General features: G+C 70.7%; 15 protein-coding genes. 11 read left to right on the forward strand and 4 right to left on the reverse strand.

Annotation, left to right across the window (positions count from 1 at the left end):
- Positions 1-24: 24 nt before the first annotated feature.
- Together VV01_RS10010 and VV01_RS10015 are read right to left on the reverse strand one after the other, a co-directional pair.
- Positions 25-495, reverse strand: a complete 471-nt coding sequence (locus VV01_RS10010; RefSeq protein ID WP_050669754.1) for a peroxiredoxin — start codon at positions 493-495, stop codon at positions 25-27.
- Entirely contained in the window at positions 492-911 is a 420-nt protein-coding gene (locus VV01_RS10015; protein ID WP_050671851.1) for a DUF3052 domain-containing protein, read from the reverse strand. Before VV01_RS10015 ends, VV01_RS10010 begins: the two co-directional genes overlap by 4 nt.
- A gap of 214 nt (positions 912-1125) precedes the next feature.
- On the opposite strand from VV01_RS10015, the gene aceE reads away from it, so the two are divergent.
- Together aceE and VV01_RS10025 are read left to right on the forward strand one after the other, a co-directional pair.
- On the forward strand, positions 1126-3888 hold the full coding sequence (gene aceE, locus VV01_RS10020) for a pyruvate dehydrogenase (acetyl-transferring), homodimeric type (RefSeq protein ID WP_050669755.1): 2763 nt from the start codon (positions 1126-1128) through the stop codon (positions 3886-3888).
- Between the two features lie 88 nt (positions 3889-3976).
- Entirely contained in the window at positions 3977-4693 is a 717-nt protein-coding gene (locus VV01_RS10025; RefSeq protein WP_050669756.1) for a class I SAM-dependent methyltransferase, read from the forward strand.
- Positions 4694-4755: 62 nt separating this feature from the next.
- Here the strand turns inward: VV01_RS10025 and VV01_RS10030 are convergent, their stop codons facing one another.
- Positions 4756-5865 carry a glycerophosphodiester phosphodiesterase gene (locus tag VV01_RS10030; RefSeq protein WP_050669757.1) on the reverse strand — a complete coding sequence of 370 codons (1110 nt, stop codon included), beginning with the start codon at positions 5863-5865 and terminating at the stop codon, positions 4756-4758.
- 157 nt (positions 5866-6022) lie between these two features.
- Between VV01_RS10030 and VV01_RS10035 the strand changes: the two genes are divergently transcribed.
- The 6 genes from VV01_RS10035 to VV01_RS10060 all read left to right on the forward strand — a co-directional run bounded on the left by VV01_RS10035 (position 6023) and on the right by VV01_RS10060 (position 12769).
- Positions 6023-7279 carry a PucR family transcriptional regulator gene (locus VV01_RS10035; RefSeq protein ID WP_071606347.1) on the forward strand — a complete coding sequence of 419 codons (1257 nt, stop codon included), beginning with the start codon at positions 6023-6025 and terminating at the stop codon, positions 7277-7279.
- 78 nt (positions 7280-7357) lie between these two features.
- Entirely contained in the window at positions 7358-8533 is a 1176-nt protein-coding gene (locus tag VV01_RS10040) for an acyltransferase domain-containing protein (RefSeq protein ID WP_050669758.1), read from the forward strand.
- Positions 8534-8536: 3 nt separating this feature from the next.
- Positions 8537-9616: a beta-ketoacyl-ACP synthase III gene (locus VV01_RS10045; protein ID WP_050669759.1), complete on the forward strand. Its 1080-nt coding sequence runs from the start codon at positions 8537-8539 to the stop codon at positions 9614-9616.
- Between the two features lie 109 nt (positions 9617-9725).
- A complete protein-coding gene (locus tag VV01_RS10050) occupies positions 9726-9974 on the forward strand; it encodes an acyl carrier protein (protein WP_050669760.1) in 249 nt (82 codons plus the stop codon).
- 99 nt (positions 9975-10073) lie between these two features.
- Positions 10074-11318: a beta-ketoacyl-ACP synthase II gene (gene fabF / locus VV01_RS10055; protein ID WP_050669761.1), complete on the forward strand. Its 1245-nt coding sequence runs from the start codon at positions 10074-10076 to the stop codon at positions 11316-11318.
- Positions 11318-12769 carry an acyl-CoA carboxylase subunit beta gene (locus VV01_RS10060; protein WP_050669762.1) on the forward strand — a complete coding sequence of 484 codons (1452 nt, stop codon included), beginning with the start codon at positions 11318-11320 and terminating at the stop codon, positions 12767-12769. The genes fabF and VV01_RS10060 overlap by 1 nt, the downstream gene beginning before the upstream one ends.
- A gap of 80 nt (positions 12770-12849) precedes the next feature.
- On the opposite strand, the gene VV01_RS10065 is transcribed toward VV01_RS10060, so the two are convergent.
- Positions 12850-13365 carry a DUF3145 domain-containing protein gene (locus tag VV01_RS10065; protein ID WP_082220922.1) on the reverse strand — a complete coding sequence of 172 codons (516 nt, stop codon included), beginning with the start codon at positions 13363-13365 and terminating at the stop codon, positions 12850-12852.
- A gap of 230 nt (positions 13366-13595) precedes the next feature.
- Here VV01_RS10065 and VV01_RS10070 point away from each other — a divergent pair, with 230 nt between their 5' ends.
- The 3 genes from VV01_RS10070 to VV01_RS22300 are packed head-to-tail and all read left to right on the forward strand — an operon-like array spanning position 13596 to position 16181.
- On the forward strand, positions 13596-15197 hold the full coding sequence (locus VV01_RS10070; protein WP_050669763.1) for an amidohydrolase: 1602 nt from the start codon (positions 13596-13598) through the stop codon (positions 15195-15197).
- Positions 15198-15227: 30 nt separating this feature from the next.
- Positions 15228-15527: a hypothetical protein gene (locus tag VV01_RS23850; protein WP_050669764.1), complete on the forward strand. Its 300-nt coding sequence runs from the start codon at positions 15228-15230 to the stop codon at positions 15525-15527.
- Between the two features lie 12 nt (positions 15528-15539).
- Complete coding sequence (locus VV01_RS22300) at positions 15540-16181, forward strand: transporter substrate-binding domain-containing protein (RefSeq protein WP_197275173.1); 642 nt, start codon at positions 15540-15542, stop codon at positions 16179-16181.

Genomic DNA, 16181 nt, shown 5'->3' on the forward strand with positions numbered 1-16181 from the left:
GGATCGTGCGCGGCGACGCACAGACTAGTCGGCTCCGGCAGGGAGCGCGTCCAGCGCCCGGTGGAACCCGGTGAAGTCGCGTGCCTCGCCCGGCGGGTTGACCAGGGTCCAGCGCACGACGCCGTGCTCGTCGATCAGGAACGTCCCTCTCACGGGCATGCCCGCGCGCTCGTCGAGGACGCCGTACGAGCGTGCGACCTCACCGTGCGCCCAGAAGTCGGACAGGAGCGGCATCTCCAGGCCCTCGGCCTGCGCCCACGCCTTCAGGGAGTAGACGGGGTCGCACGAGACCCCGACCGTCGTCACCCGGTCGTTGTCGAAGCGTTCGAGGTCGCGCTGGATCGCCGCGAGCTCGCCGGTGCAGATGCGCGAGAACGCGAACGGGAAGAACACCACGAGGACGGCACGCCCGTGTCGCAGCTCGGCGAGCGAGGTCGGCCGGCCGTACTGGTCGGGAAGGGTGAGATCCGGTGCGGCAGAACCGATCTCGGTCATCGCTGCTTGGCAGTGCCACCCTGGACGAGCTTGGTGGCGATCCAGTCGGCGCCGGCCTTGGAGGACGAGCTGGCCTTCAGGCCGGCAGTCTGTGCGGCTTCCTGGATGTCGCTCGCGTCGACGTGCTCGGGATGCCCGGCCTTCGGGACCAGCAGGACGACGAAACCCTTGTCGCCCAGGTTGGTCAGCGCGTCGACGCAGTCGTCGATCAGATCGCCGTCTCCCTCTCGGAACCAGAGCAGCACGGCGTCGACGACACCGTCGTACTCCTCGTCCTCAAGGCTCGACCCGACGACCTCCTCGACCTGGTCACGGAGCGTCTCGTCGACGTCGTCGTCCCATCCGAGCTCCTGGACGACGAGGCCGTCCGCGAAGCCCAGCTTCGCGGCCACCGTCGGGCCTGCGGTCTGGTTCACCAGCACTACCTACCTTCCAAAGGGCTGTGGTTGGTGCGTAGTCCACTAGGAAGCGCGACGGTTTGCAACCGTGACGCGGCCTCGTGGCGCCGCAGAGGCACCCTCCACGGTGCTCGATGACAGTACTCACGGGTAACCCTCCCGGCGTCGCGAGCACGCCCGACGGGGAGCAGACTTGGGCGCAGAGCCAGGACATGCAGAGAGGACAGCGACCGTGTCACGCAAGGACGCAGGACCGATCCTGAACGGAATCCCCAGCCAGCTGCCGGACATCGATCCGGAGGAGACCCAGGAGTGGCTGGACTCCCTCGACGGAGCCATCGACGAGGGCGGTCAGGCGCGCGCACGCTACGTGATGCTCAAGCTGCTCGAGCGCGCCCGGCAGCGTCAGATCGGCGTCCCCTCCCTCACCGCGACCGACTACATCAACACCATCGCGCCCGAGGCCGAGCCGTGGTTCCCGGGCGACGAGGACGTCGAGCGCCGCTACCGCGCCTGGATCCGCTGGAACGCCGCGATCATGGTCCACCGCGCCCAGCGTCCCGACATCGGCGTCGGCGGCCACATCTCGACCTACGCCTCGGCCGCCACCCTCTACGAGGTCGGCTTCAACCACTTCTTCCGCGGCAAGGACCACCCCGGCGGCGGCGACCAGGTCTTCATCCAGGGGCACGCCTCGCCCGGCATCTACTCGCGTGCGTTCCTCGAGGGACGGCTCTCGGCCGACCAGCTCGACGGGTTCCGCCAGGAGCACTCACACCTGATCGACGGCAAGCGGGCCGGCCTGCCGTCGTACCCGCACCCGCGCAACATGCCCGACTTCTGGGAGTTCCCGACGGTCTCGATGGGCATCGGGCCGATGAACGCGATCCACCAGGCCCAGCTCAACCGCTACCTGCACCACCGCGGCCTCAAGGACACCAGCCAGCAGCAGGTCTGGGCGTTCCTCGGCGACGGCGAGATGGACGAGCCCGAGTCGCGCGGCCTGCTGCAGCTCGCCGCCAACGAAGAGCTGGACAACCTCAACTTCGTCATCAACTGCAACCTGCAGCGGCTGGACGGCCCGGTCCGTGGCAACGGCAAGATCATCCAGGAGCTCGAGTCGTTCTTCCGCGGCGCGGGCTGGAACGTCATCAAGGTCGTCTGGGGCCGCGGCTGGGACCCGCTGCTGGCCCAGGACCGCGACGGCGCACTCGTCCACCTCATGAACGACACGGCCGACGGCGACTACCAGACGTTCCGGGCCAACGACGGTGCGTACGTGCGAGAGCACTTCTTCGGCCGCGACCCGCGCACCGCCGCGATGGTCAAGGACTGGAGCGACGCCGACATCTGGTGGAAGCTCAAGCGCGGCGGCCACGACTACCGCAAGGTCTTCGCCGCCTACCAGGCCGCCATGAACCACCACGGCCAGCCGACGGTCATCCTCGCCAAGACCATCAAGGGCTACAGCCTCGGCACCCACTTCGCCGGTCGCAACGCCACGCACCAGATGAAGAAGCTCGCGCTGGACGACCTGAAGAACTTCCGCGACTCGATGGACATCCCGGTCACCGACGCGCAGCTGGAGGAGAACCCCTACCTGCCGCCGTACTACCACCCCGGCCAGGACGACCCGGCGATCCAGTACCTCCAGGAGAGGCGCAGGACGCTCGGCGGAGGACTGCCCAGCCGGCGTACGACGGCGCCCTCGCTCAAGCTGCCCGCCGACTCCGCGTACGGCGTGGCCAAGAAGGGCTCGGGCAAGCAGGAGGTCGCCTCGACGATGGCCTTCGTGCGGGTGCTCAAGGAGCTCATGCGCGACAAGGAGTTCGGCAAGCACGTCGTGCCGATCATCCCGGACGAGGCGCGCACGTTCGGGATCGACGCGTTCTTCCCGACCGCCAAGATCTACAACCCGCACGGCCAGCACTACACCTCGGTCGACGCCGAGCTGATGCTCGCCTACAAGGAGTCCGAGCACGGTCAGATCCTGCACCTCGGCATCAACGAGGCCGGCTCGATCGCGGCGTTCACGGCGGTCGGCACGTCCTACGCCACGCACGGCGTACCGATGGTCCCGGTCTACGTCTTCTACTCGATGTTCGGGTTCCAGCGCACGGGTGACGGCATCTGGGCCGCCGCCGACCAGATGACGCGTGGCTTCCTCATCGGCGCGACCGCCGGCCGGACGACCCTGACGGGCGAGGGCCTGCAGCACGCCGACGGTCACGGCCTGCTGCTCGCGTCCTCGAATCCCGCTGTGGTTGCTTACGATCCGGCTTACGCCTACGAGATCGCGCACATCATGCAGGACGGTCTGCGCCGCATGTTCGGCGACGACCCCGAGGACGTCATCTACTACCTGACGGTCTACAACGAGCCGATGGTCCAGCCGGCCGAGCCCGAGGGCGTCGACGTCGAGGGCATCCTGCGCGGCATGCACCGTGTCAGCGAGGGCAGCTTCGACGGCGTCGGTGCCGACGCCCGTCGAGTCCAGCTGCTCGCGTCGGGCGTGGGCGTGCCGTGGGCCCTCGAGGCACAGCAGCTGCTCAAGGACGACTTCGGCGTCGTCGCCGACGTCTGGTCGGTGACGTCCTGGAACGAGCTGCGCCGCGAGGCGATGTCGTGCGACGAGCACAACTTCCTGCACCCCGACGAGGAGCGCCGCACCCCCTACGTCACGCAGCGGCTCCAGGACGCTCCCGGTCCCGTGGTCGCCGTGTCCGACTCGATGCGCGCGGTCCAGGACCAGATCGCTCAGTGGGTGCCGCAGGAGTTCGCCTCGCTCGGCGCCGACGGCTTCGGGTTCTCCGACACCCGCGCCGCCGCACGCCGTGTCTTCCACATCGACGGACCCTCGATGGCGGTGCGCGCCCTGCAGATGCTGGCCGACGCCGGTGAGATGACGGCCGACGCCCCGCGCCAGGCGGCCGAGAAGTACCGCCTGCTCGACGTCACAGCCGGCACGTCCGGCAACGCCGGCGGCGAGTCCTGACCGATCGCCCCGCCGAACGGGTCGTCTCCTGATGAGGAGGCGACCCGTTCGTCGTACCGGCACTGCTGTCGCGGGATAGCGTGCCGGGATGACGCACAGCCGCACGATCGGCCACGACCGCGCCACCGTCCGTCGGCAGTACTCCTCGGAGGAGCCGCTCGAGGCGCGGCGCTCGATCTGGCGAGGCACCGTCGACGGGACCGCGCCCCACGACCTTGCACTGGCTCGCGTGGTCGAGGTCGCACCGGCGGATGTGCTCGAGATCGGTTGCGGCACAGGCGAGTTCGCGGTTCGAGTGGCCGCTGCCCTGCCCGACGCAACGGTCACCGCCACCGACCAGTCGGAGCGGATGGTCGACCTCAGCCGTGAGCGAGGCGTCTCGGCCGAGGTCGTCGACGCCACCGATCTGCCCTACGCGGACGCGTCGTTCGACGTCGTCTGCGCGATGTGGATGCTCTACCACGTGCCTGACCTGGAGCGGACGATCGCTGAGGTACGCCGGGTGCTGCGTCCGGGCGGCAGGTTCATCGCAGCGACCAACAGTGAGCGCCACACCGCCGATCTGCGGGCCCTGGCCGGCATCGGTCCGGCGCGCACGCAGTTCTCCTCCGAGAACGGCGAGGCCGCCCTGCGAGCGCACTTCGAGCACGTCGTGGCCCACCACCACACGGCGCGGGCGGTGGCCGACCATGCCGCGGCGACGGCGTACATCGCCTCGTTCGCGCCCGACGCCGCCCGCACGATCGAGCCGTACGACGGCGAGCGCACCTTCACCGGCGCGGGCACGGTCTTCGTGGCCTCCTGAGTGCTCCACGCAGACGGCCCGCTCCCCCGTAACGGGGTGCGGGCCGTCTGTGCCGAAGCGGGTCAGTCGAGGTCGCGTGCGAGGACTGCGAGGTCGGGCATGTCGCTGAAGATGCCGTCGATACCCGTGGCGTACAGCGCCGCGAAGTAGGCGAGCACCCGACCGAAGTCGGCGGGGTTGGTGCCGGTGCGGTAGTCGGTCGGGAGGTTCGCGTTCTCGGCACGCACGGTGTAGGGGCAGACCGACAGGCCGTTGGCGTGCGCGTCGGCGACGAGGGTGGTGACGGTGCCGGTGCTGCCGTCGGCCTTGCGCGAGATCACCTGCGACTGATCGGGTCCGAGCCCGTCGATGTCCTGGGCGTAGGTCGCCATACCGGAGCGCGTGAGCAGCTCGGCGTACGTGCGTCCGTCGCCGAACGGACCGCCCTTGGCAGAGGTCAGGAAGACGAGGGGCGCCTTGACCCCGAGCCGGTGGCGCAGGTCCTGCAGGTTCTTCAGCTCGAAGGACTGGATGAAGATCGGCGCCTTGGCCCGGTCGAGGCCGTGCTTGCGTACGAGCGGCACGAGCCGCTCCTCGAGGGGCAGACCCATCGCCCGGAAGTACGTCGGGTGCTTGGTCTCGGGGTAGACGCCGATCTCGCGGCCGAGGTCGCGGCTGAGCTCCTTGCGCAGCTGCAGCACCTCCTCGAAGGTCGGGATCTGCCAGAGGCCGTTGTAGACGGTGTTGTGCTGGCGCAGCTCGGGCAGGCGCTCCACGGCGCGCAGCGTGCGCAGCTCGGCGAGGGTGAAGTCCTCGACGAACCAGCCCGTCGTCGCGACGCCATCGAGCGACTTGGTCGTGCGACGCGAGGCGAACTCGGGGTGCTGGGCGACATCGGTCGTGCCGCTGATCTCGGGCTCGTGCCGGCAGACGAGCACGCCGTCCTTGGTGATGACCAGGTCCGGCTCGATGAAGTCGGCGCCCAGGTGAGCGGCCAGCGTGTAGGAGGCGAGCGTGTGCTCGGGGCGGTAGCCCGAGGCTCCGCGGTGGCCGACCACGAGAGGCGAGCCCGGCCGTCGGCCGGGTCGGCCCGCGGACCGGGCGGAGGAGGTTGCTGCCTGGGCTGCACTCGGCGCGGCGACCACGCTCGCGACCGTAGCAGCGGCGATGCCGGTGAAGGTTCGACGATCCATACCGTGCATCACACCGCGGATCGGCGCCCGATGGGTGACGCAGAGCGTGCGGATCGGCGACGGGCAGATGACCGGCTGGTGCCGGAGCGCGTACGCCGCGCCCGCGGGACGGTACGAACCTGTGCGTTCTCTACAAAGCCCGGCTTAGGCTGGTCGGATGTCGACGATGCAGCTGCGCACGTCCGCGGCCACCCGCAGGCGCCTGGAACGGCACGCCGGCGCGCTGTCGACCCAGGCCGCACAGCGGATGGAGGCCACGCACGACTGGTACCGCGCACTGTCGGCCGAGGACCGCAGCTGGGTGGGGCTGGTCGCGCAGGCCGGCATCGGCGCGTTCATCGGCTGGGTCCGCGACCCGTCGAGCACTCCGGCGGGCACGATCGATGTGTTCGGGTCGGCCCCGGCTGAGCTGACCCGGTCGATCAGCCTGCGGCAGACCTTGGACCTCGTGCGCACCGTCATCGACGTCGTCGAGGCCAACGTCGAGGTGGTCGCCGCGCCCGGCGACGAGATGGTGCTGCAGGCGGCGGTCATGCACTACTCGCGCGAGATCGCGTTCGCGGCGGCGCAGGTCTACGCGCAGGCGGCCGAGGCCCGCGGCGCGTGGGACGCGCGGCTGGAGTCACTGGTGGTCGACGCCATCCTGCGCGGCGAGGCCGACGACGCCATGCAGTCACGTGTCGCAGCGCTCGGCTGGGGTTCGGTGAGCAACATCGTCGTCGTCGCCGGCGAGGCACCCGAGGGCAGCGAGTCCGGTGTGGTCGATGCCCTACGGACTGAGGCGGATCGACGTGAGGTCCAAGGCCTTGCCGCCGTGCAGGGCCATCGGCTGATGGCCGTCCTCGGCGGGGTCGACGACCCGCTCGGGCTCGTGTCGCAGATGCAGTCCAGATGGGGCAGCGGACCGATCGTGGTCGGCCCGGTCGTGCCCCACGTGTTCGCGGCCGGGCGGTCGGCCCGGGCAGCCCTCTCGGGCCTCGCCGCGGCGCGTGCCTGGCCGGAGGCTCCCCGGCCGTGCCTCGCCGACGAGCTGCTCGGCGAGCGTGCGATCAACGGTGACACCCGCGCGCAGAGCGCTCTGGTGGACCGGGTCCAGCGGCCCCTCGCCGGATCGGGCGCAGCACTGCTCGAGACGGCGACGACCTTCCTGGAGGCGGGCGGCCTGGAGCAGACCGCGCGACTGCTGTTCGTCCACCCCAACACCGTCCGCTACCGCCTGCGTCGCATCCTGGAGCTCACCGGCTATGACCTGACGACACCGCACGACGCCTTCACCGTGCGCATCGCGATGACGCTGGCGCTGCTGGACGAGCCGCGCCGCTGGCGCCGCGCCGCTGGCGCCGCGCCCCCGGCCCCGATGACCGCCCGTCATGATCGGTCGTTCACCCACCGAGGTGCAGCCACCGTCTTGTAGGAAACCTCCAACTCCGCGGACCCAGCGTCGTGGGACTCGTTCACGTCGCACACGGCGTACGGAGGAAAGAGTGGACGGGTGCTCGTGATCGTCTGCCCTGGACAGGGCTCCCAGTCCCCCGGCTTCCTCCAACCCTGGCTCGAGCTGCCCGGCTTCCACGACCGGCTCGGCTGGCTGTCCGCCGTCGCCGGGATCGACCTGGTCACGCACGGCACCACCTCCGACGAGGACACGATCAAGGACACCGCGATCGCCCAACCCCTGATCGTCGCGTCCGGGCTGCTGTCGCTGCTGGCGCTGTTCGAGCACCCGGCCGACGGCTTCCGCCGCGTCGGGGCGGGCGCCGGTCACTCCGTCGGTGAGATCACCGCCGCCGCCGCGGCCGGCGTGATGACCGCCGAGCAGGCGATGGTCTTCGTCCGAGAGCGTGGACGCACGATGGCCGAGGCGAGCGCCGTGCGCCCGACCGGCATGAGCGCAGTCCTCGGCGGCGATCCCGACGAGGTGACGGCTGCGCTCACCCAGCACGGTCTGACCCCGGCCAACATCAACGGTGCGGGCCAGGTCGTGGCCGCCGGCACCCTCGAGCAGCTCGACGCACTGCGCTCGGCCCCTCCGGCCAAGGCGCGAGTCATCCCGCTGAAGGTCGCGGGCGCGTTCCACACCGAGCACATGGCGCCGGCGGTCGACACGCTCGCGGGCTATGCCCGTTCGATCAGCACCCACGACCCGCGGGTCCCGCTCGTGAGCAACGCCGACGGTCAGGTCGTGCACGACAGCCGTGACGTGCTCCGTCGGCTGGTCTCGCAGGTACGCAACCCGGTGCGCTGGGACCTGTGCATGGAGACCTTCGTGTCCATGGGCGTCACCGGCCTCATCGAGATCCCGCCCGCAGGCACGCTCACCGGTCTCGCCAAGCGCGGTCTGCCCGGTGTCGAGACGCTCGCCGTCAAGACCCCGGACGACCTCGAGGCCGCACACCGCATGGTTCGTGAGCACGGCGCGCCGCGTACGGCGATGGACCCGTCCTGGCGTCTGGTGATCTCGCCGGCCAAGGGTGTCGTCTCGTTCGACCGCTCCGGTGAGGGTGACGTCGTCGAACCGGGCTCGGTCGTCGCTCAGGTCGCCACCCTGCGCGACCAGTACGACGTCCTCGCCGGCCACGGCGGACGCGTCATCGAGTGGCTCGTCGAGGACGGCGACCCGGTCGCTCCCGGGCAGCCTCTCCTCCGCCTCCACCCTCAAGGAGTCTGACGAATGACGTTGCAGCCCAAAGGAACTGGCCAGCTCGCCTCGAGCGATGGTGCGCGCCACTCGCGCATCCACGGCGTGGGTGGCTATCGCCCGGAGCGCGTCATCACCAACGAGGAGGTCTGCACCTGGATCGACTCCTCCGACGAGTGGATCCGGCAGCGGTCCGGTGTGGTGACCCGACGCTGGGCGGCCGAGCACGAGTCGGTCGTCGACATGGCCGAGGCCGCTGCACGACCTGCGCTCGAGATGGCCGGCATCTCCGCCGCCCAGCTGAGTGCGATCGTCGTCGCGACGGTGACGCACCCGTTCCAGACGCCTGCTGCCGCACCGCTGCTCGCCACCCGCCTCGGCGCCGACGGTGTCCCGGCGTTCGACGTCTCGGCCGCGTGCGCCGGGTACTGCTACGGCATCTCGCTCGCCAGCGACATGGTGCGCGGAGGCAGCGCCGAGTACGTCCTCGTGATCGGTGTCGAGAAGCTCTCGTCGATCACCGACAAGCACGACCGTGGCACGTCGTTCATCCTCGCCGACGGCGCCGGAGCGGCCGTCGTCGGACCGAGCGACACCCCCGGCATCGGACCGACCGTGTGGGGATCCGACGGCACCAACTGGGAGACCATCAGCCAGCGCGTCGGATGGGATGAGATCCTGCGCCGATGGGACCAGGAGGAGACCACCGGGCAGCCGCAGGACTGGTCCGACCTCGAGGTCGCCGGTGCACGTGAGGCGTCGACCCTGAAGATGGCCGGTCAGACGGTGTTCCGCTGGGCCGTGTGGTCGATGGCGCCGGTGTGCCAGCAGGCGCTCGACAAGGCCGGCATCACCGCGGCCGATCTCGACGCGTTCATCCCGCACCAGGCCAACATGCGCATCATCGACGCGATGCTCAAACAGCTGAAGCTCCCCGACGACATCCCGGTCGCCCGCGACATCGCCGAGACCGGCAACACCTCGGCCGCGTCCATCCCGCTCGCCACCGAGCGCATGCTGCGCGAGGGCGAGGTGCCGCGCGGTGGCCTGGCGCTCCAGGTCGGCTTCGGTGCCGGCCTGGTGTTCGCGGCGCAGGTCGTGGTCCTGCCCTGACGTCTCCCGACGGCCCGGCGGGTAATCCGGGTCAGCCCACGCCCAGCACGGGCGGTCGCAGCACCGGCTGCGGCCGAGACCGAATGCCCAACCGAAAGAGGAGACACCGATGGCCCAGACCGAGCAGGAGATCCTGGCCGGCCTCGCCGAGATCATCAACGAGGAGACCGGGCTGGAGCCCGCCGAGGTGCAGCCCGAGAAGTCGTTCACCGAGGACCTCGACATCGACTCGCTGTCGATGATGACCATCGTCGTCAACGCCGAGGAGAAGTTCGACGTCCGCATCCCCGACGACGACGTCAAGAACCTGTCGACCGTCGGCGACGCCGTCAGCTACATCAAGGGCGCCCAGGGCTGACCTCCCCATCGTGGTGCGGCGGGTGTCGTCCAACGTCGTACGACCCCGCCGCGCCCGGCCCGCCAGACCCCGCACCCCAGAACGTAGGAGCCCCACACCATGAGCGCTGACCAGCGCATCGTCGTCACCGGAATCGGCGCCACCACGCCGCTCGGCGGTACCGCCTCCGAGACCTGGGACGCACTGCTCGCCGGCACGCCCGGCGCACGGACCATCGAGGCCGACTGGGTTGCCGAGCACGAGCTGCCGGTCACGTTCGCCGCGACGATCAAGCAGGACCCGGCCGACGTCCTCAAGCGGGTCGAGACCCGTCGCATGGACCCGTCCGCGCAGTACGCCATGATCGCCTCCCGGGAGGCGTGGGCCGATGCGGGCACCCCGGAGGTCGAGCCGGAGCGACTCGGTGTCGCGATCGGCACGGGCATCGGTGGCGTGCACACGCTGCTCGCCCAGTACGACGTCCTCAAGGAGAAGGGGCCGCGTCGCGTCTACCCGCTGACCGTCCCGATGCTCATGCCCAACACGGCGTCCGGCAACGTGTCGCTGGAGCTCAAGGCTCGCGCAGGCGCCCACACCACCGTCTCGGCCTGCTCCTCGGGGGCCGAGGCCATGGGCTACGCCGCGGAGATGATCCGTCAGGGCCGCGCGGACGTGATGGTCGCGGGCGGTACGGAGGCGGCCATCCTGCCCCTGACCGTCGCGGGCTTCGCTGCCATGCAGGCGTTGTCCACCCGCAACGACGACCCGGCGACCGCATCGCGTCCGTACGCCGCCGACCGCGACGGCTTCGTCATGGGTGAGGGTGCCGCGATCATCGTGCTCGAGTCGTACGAGCACGCCGTCGCTCGCGGTGCGAAGATCTACGCCGAGCTCGCCAGCATTGGCATGTCCTCCGACGCCTACCACATCACCGCGGGCGAGCCCGAGGGCGAAGGCGCTGCCCGAGCCATGAGTGAGGCCGTGACGCGAGCAGGCCTGAGCCCTCAGGACATTCAGCACATCAACGCCCACGCGACGTCGACCCCGGTCGGCGACATCGCCGAGGCCAACGCGATCCGCCGGGCGTTCGGCGACGCGGTCGACAACATCCCCGTGACCGCCACGAAGTCGATGACCGGGCACCTGCTCGGCGCGGCCGGCGCGCTCGAGACGGTGATCACGATCCAGTCGGTGCACGAGCGGCTGATCCCGGCCACCACCAACCTCCTCGAGCAGGACCCTGAGATCACGCTCGACGTCGTCACGGGTGAGCACCGCAAGCTGCCCGGCGGCGACATCGCCGCCCTCAACAACTCCTTCGGGTTCGGCGGCCACAACATCGCGCTCGTCGTCAAGAGCGTCTGATGGCTGCCCGTCAGCCCAGCGAGGCCGCCACGAGCGCGTCGGTCGCCACCCGCCCCAAGGTCGACCGCGACCACGACCCGCGCAACCCGCTCACGCGACTCGCGGCGTTCCTCGACGAGGGGTCGGTCGAGCTCATCACCCAGCAGGACGCGAGCGGCATGCTCGCCGCAACCGGCACGGTCGACGGCACCCCCGTGGTCGTCTTCGTCTCGGACGCGATGATCCAGGGCGGCGCGATGGGCGTCAACGGCTGCCAGGTCATCCTCCGCGCCTACGAACGTGCCCTCGCCGACCGCGTCCCGGTCGTCGGCCTGTGGCACTCCGGCGGCGCTCGACTCGCCGAGGGCGTCGTGTCGCTGCACGCGGTCGGTGAGGTGTTCGCGATCATGACGCGGGCCTCGGGCAAGATCCCGCAGATCTCGGTGGTGATCGGTCCCGCGGCCGGCGGTGCGGCGTACGGTCCGGCCCTCACGGACATCGTCGTGCTCGGGCCTGACGGACGCATCTTCGTGACCGGGCCCGACGTCGTCCGCTCGGTCACCGGCGAGAACGTCGACGCCCTGCGCCTGGGCGGCCCCGAACCGCACGGGCGCCGCTCCGGCGTCGTCCACGTCGTCACCGAGACCACCGACGAGGCGTACGAGCGCGGTCGTCAGCTGGCGTCGCTCCTGTCCGACCAGGGTTCGCTCGACGTCGGGGCGGTCAGCGACCGCGACCTCGCCGAGACGTTCCCCGAGTCGCCGAAGCGTGCGTACGACGTGCATCCGCTCGTCGAGAACGTCCTGGACGACCTCGAGGGATCCGTCGAGCTGCACCCGCGCTGGGCGCCCAACATCGTCACGACGCTGGGCCGGTTCGGGGGCAGGACCGTCGGCGTCATCGCCAACAACCCGATGCGCCTGGGCGGGTGTCTCGACTCGCCGTCGGCCGAGAAGGCCGCCCGGTTCGTGCGGATGTGCGATGCGTTCGGAGTGCCCCTGATCGTGCTCGTCGACGTGCCCGGATACCTCCCGGGTGTGGGCCAGGAGTGGGACGGCGTCGTACGCCGCGGCGCCAAGCTGCTGCACGCGTTCGCCGAGGCGACCGTGCCCCGCGTCACGCTGATCACGCGCAAGACCTACGGCGGCGCCTACATCGCGATGAACTCCCGCTCGCTCGGCGCGACCAAGGTGTTCGCGTGGCCGACGGCCGAGATCGCGGTCATGGGCCACGTCGCGGCGGTGCGCATCCTGCACCGTCGCAGGCTCGCCGAGGTCGACGACGCCGATCGCACCCAGGTCGAGAACGAGCTGGCCGATGAGCACGCACGCCTGGCCGGCGGCCTCCCCCGCGCCGTCGAGATCGGCGTGATCGACGAGGTCGTCGAGCCGACGGTCACCCGCACCGCCATCGCACGCGCGATCGCCGACGCGCCCGACGGCCGGGGCGACCACGGCAACATCCCGCTCTGACCGATCCTGCCGGGCAGCACGAAGCCGCCGCCTCCTCGTCCGAGGAGACGGCGGCTTCGTCGCAGGTGGGTGGCGGCGCGTCAGGACACGCGGTGCAGCCAGCGCACGGTGGCGCCCTCGCCGGCGTACCGGAACGGGTCGAGCTCCTGGTCCCACGCCGTGCCGAGCAGCTCGGCCATCTCGGTGCGGAACGCCTCGGGGTCGCCCTTGCTCACCGCGAGCGCGGAGCGCAGCCGGTCCTCGTTGACGACGGCGTCGCCCGCCGCGGAGGTCCAGGTGTGGTGGATGCCGAGGTCGGGGGTGTGCGACCACCGTGACCCGTCGCAGCCAGGGCTCGGCTCCTCGGTCACTTCGTAGCGCAGGTGCTCCCATCCGCGCAGCGCCGTGGCGATCCGAGCACCCAGTCCGGGCTCACCGGCCCACGACAGCTCGCCGCGGACCATGCCGGGCGCGATCGGCTGCTTGGTCCACTCGATGCGTACGGGGGCCTCGAGCAGGGACTCCAGAGCCCAGGTGATGTGAGGGCACAGCGCGGTCGACGTGGAGTGAATGAACACCACGCCTCGCGTGCTGGCACGCGGCATCGAGACAGACATCCGGTCCTCCTCAGGCTGCGAGGGACGTCTTCCCCAACGACCTCGCGACGGAGTCCAGAACTGTCGACGATCTGCGGTTCTCGGCGGCCATTCTGCCTCAACCGCCCCGTCAGCACCATCCCCCACTCCGCACTTTCGCCCCATCGGTCACATCCGACCCCGTGTCGGTACCCGGCTCGAGGCCCGCGCGGCGGCTAGCGTGAGGGACTCCTGCGCCCCAAGGAGCCACGGTGTCCCGAGTCCTGCTGCGCCATCGGCGCATCCTCACCGGCGATCCAGCCCGACCGGTGGTCACCGGGCTGCTCCTGGACGGGGAGGTCGTCGTGGCGGCCGGCGATGCGCAGAGCCTCGCCGCCGATGCCGCGTCCACCGTCGACCTGCCCGGGACCGTGGTCATGCCGGGGATGTACGACGCCCACATCCACACCGCCAACCTCGCCCGCGACCTCGTGTCGGTCGACCTGCGCGGCGCTCGGTCGCTCGACGAGGCGCTCGACCTGCTGCGTACGCATGTCGCCGACCTGCCTCAGGACGCCTGGGTCTTCGGCGGCCGGTGGGACAGCAACCGCTGGCAGGGCCCGGCCCGCCCCGACCGCCATGCCCTCGACCGGGTGGCGCCCGGCCGCAAGATCGCTCTGCCCAGCATCGACGGGCACTCCATCTGGGCCAGCAGCGCCGCTCTCGCGGCGGTCGGCTACACCCGCGACACCCCGGACCCTGCAGGCGGGCAGATCGTGCGTGACGAGCGCGGCGAGCCCACCGGCGTCACGCGTGAGTCGGCCAACCAGCCCTTCCGCGAGATCATGAACGACCCGAGCACCGACGACCTCGACCCACTGCTGCGCGCCGCCCAGCAGGAGCTCCTCTCGGTCGGTCTCACGAGCGTCCACGACATCGACGGCGAGGACTGCCGGGCGGCGTACCTGCGTCTGAAGGCTGCAGGTGACCTGATGATGCGCGTGCACAAGGCGATCCCGGTGCAGGCCCTCGAGCAGGCCGTTCACGAAGGCCGCCGTACGGGTGACGGCGACGACTGGTTCGCGACCGGCCCGGTCAAGCTCTTCGGCGACGGCGCGCTCGGCTCGCACACGGCGTACCTCAGCGAGGCGTACGCGGACAGCCCGGCCGACCGCGGCATCAGCGTCACCCCGCCCGACGAGCTGCTGCGCCTGACCCGCCTGGCGACGAGTGCCGGCATCGCGGTCGCGACCCACGCGATCGGCGACGCAGCCGCCGTCGACGTCCTCGACGCGTACGAGCGCGTGCTCGCCGAAGGCCCGCTCCCGTCGATGCCCGACGGGACTGCACTGCGGCTGCGCGTCGAGCACGCCCAGCACCTGCGCCCCGCTGACGTCGATCGGATGGCACGGCTGGGCGTCGTCGCGTCTCTCCAGCCGACGCACTGCACCAGTGACATCGACCTCGCCGACCGCCTGCTTGCGGGGCACGAGCTGGCCTCCTACGCGTGGGCTGGGCTCCTGCGTGCGGGAGCGCCCGTGGCGTTCGGGTCGGACGCGCCCGTCGAGGAGCCCAACCCCTTCCACGGTCTGTACGCCGCGATCACCCGCCAGCGCCCCGACGGCTCGCCGGACGGCGGCTGGCAGCCCGAGCAGCGGTTGAGCCTGCAGCAGGCGCTCGACGCCTACACCGTCGGTGCTGCGTACGCCGCAGGCCAGGACCAGCGCAAGGGGCGTCTGCTGCCCGGGCGGCTGGCCGACCTGATCTGTGTCGACCGTGACCCGTTCGAGGTCACGCCGACCGAGCTGCGTGACACCCGTGTCCTGGCCACCTACGTCGGCGGCACGTGCCGCTGGGAAGCACCGCTCACCTGACCTGACCACCGCCCGCAGGAGGGAACGCCCATGGCCCGTCGTCGTGCACGTCCGATCGGGCTGGCGCTCGCCCTCACGGCGCTCCTGGGGTGCGCCTCGTGCGGTGCCCGGCCGCTGAGCGAGCTGCACGCCAGCGAGACCGGTCAGAAGGGCCCGGACCAGGCGCCGGCGTCCGACAAGGCTGCCTCCGTCATCAACGCGATCCAGCCCGACCCGGCACTCACCGCGGCCGTGCCGTCACGGATCCGCGCACAAGGGCTGCGGATGTCGACGTCCGAGGGCTACCCGCCGATGGAGATGTTCGCGGCCGACGGCAAGACCATCGTCTGACTCGACCCGTCGCTGGCGCGTGCCATCGCCCGGCGGCTCGGCGTACACATCGAGGTCCGCAACGAGGACTTCAACGCCCAGATCCCCGGCCTCATCACCAGCCGCTTCGACGTCGTGATGACCTCGATGACCGACAACGCCGAGCGCCAGCAGAAGGTCACGTTCGTCGACTACGTGAGCGCCGGCGCGGCGTACCTGGTCAAGAAGGGCAACCCGGCCGGGATCCGGACGCCGGCGGACGTCTGCGGCAAGACCGTCTCGGTCGTCGACAACGGCTCGTCGCTGGAGCTCGCCACCACCTACGACAAGCAGTGCAAGACGGCCGGCAAGCCCAAGGTCACCATCCTGAAGTTCCCGGGCGATCAGGACGCACTGCTGGCCATGACCTCCGGACGCGCGCAGGCCAACATCACCGACTACGTCGTCGCCGCCTATCGCGCCGGCGACCCCAAGACCGATTCGGAGGCTGTGCCGATCGCCTGCACCGAAAGCCCGTGGGGCATCGCGATGAACCCGCAGGAGAAACAGCTGATCGACGCCGTCCGCACGGCGCTGCAGTCGCTGATCGCGAGTGGCGACTACCGCAAGATCCTCGCGGCATGGGACCTCGACAAGCTCGCCGTGAAGTCCGCGGTCGTCAACGGCGGCACGTGA

It is taken from the genome of Luteipulveratus halotolerans, from assembly GCF_001247745.1.
Classification (GTDB): Bacteria; Actinomycetota; Actinomycetes; order Actinomycetales; family Dermatophilaceae; genus Luteipulveratus; species Luteipulveratus halotolerans.